This window comes from Nocardioides sp. (assembly GCF_041393715.1).
GTDB lineage: Bacteria > Actinomycetota > Actinomycetes > Propionibacteriales > Nocardioidaceae > Nocardioides.
Map to the genome: position 1 here is coordinate 1 of NZ_JAWKJQ010000020.1, position 1,591 is coordinate 1,591.

Sequence of the window (1,591 nt, forward strand, 5' to 3'; positions counted from 1 at the left end):
TCAGCACGTCGGGCTCGGCGGCCAGCGCCCGGGCGATCGCGACCCGCTGCCGCTCACCGCCGGAGAGCCGGTTGGCCTGGTACTTCAGCATCCGCGGGCCGAGAGCGACCTGGTCGAGCAGCTCGACGACCCGGTCGGTGGCCTCCTTGCCGGACGCCAGGCCGAACAGCTCCATCGGCCGCTTCACGATCTGCTCGATCGTGAGCCGCGGGTTCAGCGAGAGGTAGGGGTTCTGGAAGATGTACTGCAGCCGCTTGCGGTGCACCGCGCTGCGCTGACGGGCGCTGTGGGCCAGCGGCTCGCCCTCGAAGGTGATGGCGCCGGTCCAGTCCTTGTGGAGGCCGCCGATCGAGCGCGAGATGGTGGTCTTGCCGCTGCCGGACTCGCCGACCAGCGCGACCACCTCGGCCTTCGCGAGGTCGAAGGTCACGTTGTGGACGACGTGCTTGCGCCCGTAGAAGACGTCGAGCCCGTCGACGGAGAGGATGACCTCGCGCGCCTTGTCGGGGTCGGAGTCGGGCACCGTGCCGCGGGAGATGTCCCAGTGACCGATCTCCTCGGCGCGGATGCAGCGTACGTCGTGGGCCGGGGCGATCTGGTGCAGCTCGGGCACGGCCTGCGCGCAGGCGTCGACGGCGAACGAGCAGCGGTCGTGGAAGCGGCAGCCGCTCGGCCGGGCGCCGGGCGCGGGCGTGCGGCCGGGGATGCCGGTCAGCGCCCGGGCCTGGCTCAGGTGCGGGATCGAGTCGAGCAGGGCGCGGGTGTAGGGGTGGGCCGGCTCGCGGAACATCTGCTCCTTCGGACCGAGCTCGACGATCTGGCCGGCGTACATCACGGCGACCCGGTCGGCGATGTTGGCGACCACGGCCAGGTCGTGGGTGACGTAGAGCGCGCTGACCCCGTGGGTGCGGCACAGCTGGGCCATCGTGTCGAGCACCATCGCCTGGGTGGTCACATCGAGGCCGGTCGTGGGCTCGTCGAGCACCAGCACCTTGGGCTTCGGCAGGAACGCCATCGCCAGCGCGACGCGCTGCACCTGACCACCGGAGAGCTGGTGGGCATAGCGGCTGAGGAACTCGTCGTCGTTGGGCAGGCCGACCTCGGCCAGGCCGTCGCGGGCGCCCTGCAGGCGCGAGGCGTCGGTGCCGATGCCGCGCAGCGCGAGCAGCTCGACGATCTGCTTGCCGATCCGGATGCTCGGGTTGAGGGCGGAGGCCGGGTCCTGCGGGACGTAGGCGATCTCCTCGCCGCGGATCTGGCGGACCTGCTGCCACGGCAGGTGCAGCACGTCGCGATCCTCGAGGAGCACCTTGCCCGAGGAGATGTGCGCGCCGGCGCGGGAGTAGTTGAGCAGCGACGTGCCGACGGTGGTCTTGCCCGAGCCGGACTCGCCCACCAGGCCGACGACCTCGCCCGGCTTCAGCACCAGGTCGATGTCGTTGACGATGTCGATGTCCTTGCCGGTGATCATCACCCCGAGGTCCTCGACGACGAGGCCGCCGACCTTGCCCTGCGTCGGCTCCTGCTCCATCGTGGCCATCAGCCCTCACCTCGCTGCGCCACCTGGGCGATGCCGTCGGCCATCAGGTTG

1 protein-coding gene is annotated in these 1,591 nt (G+C 71.0%); it reads right to left on the reverse strand.

The window, feature by feature from the left end:
* Positions 1 to 1,540 (reverse strand): ABC transporter ATP-binding protein (locus tag R2740_RS18355; RefSeq protein ID WP_371304143.1); only part of this gene is annotated, 1,540 nt, incomplete at its 3' end.
* Positions 1,541 to 1,591: the final 51 nt, after the last annotated feature.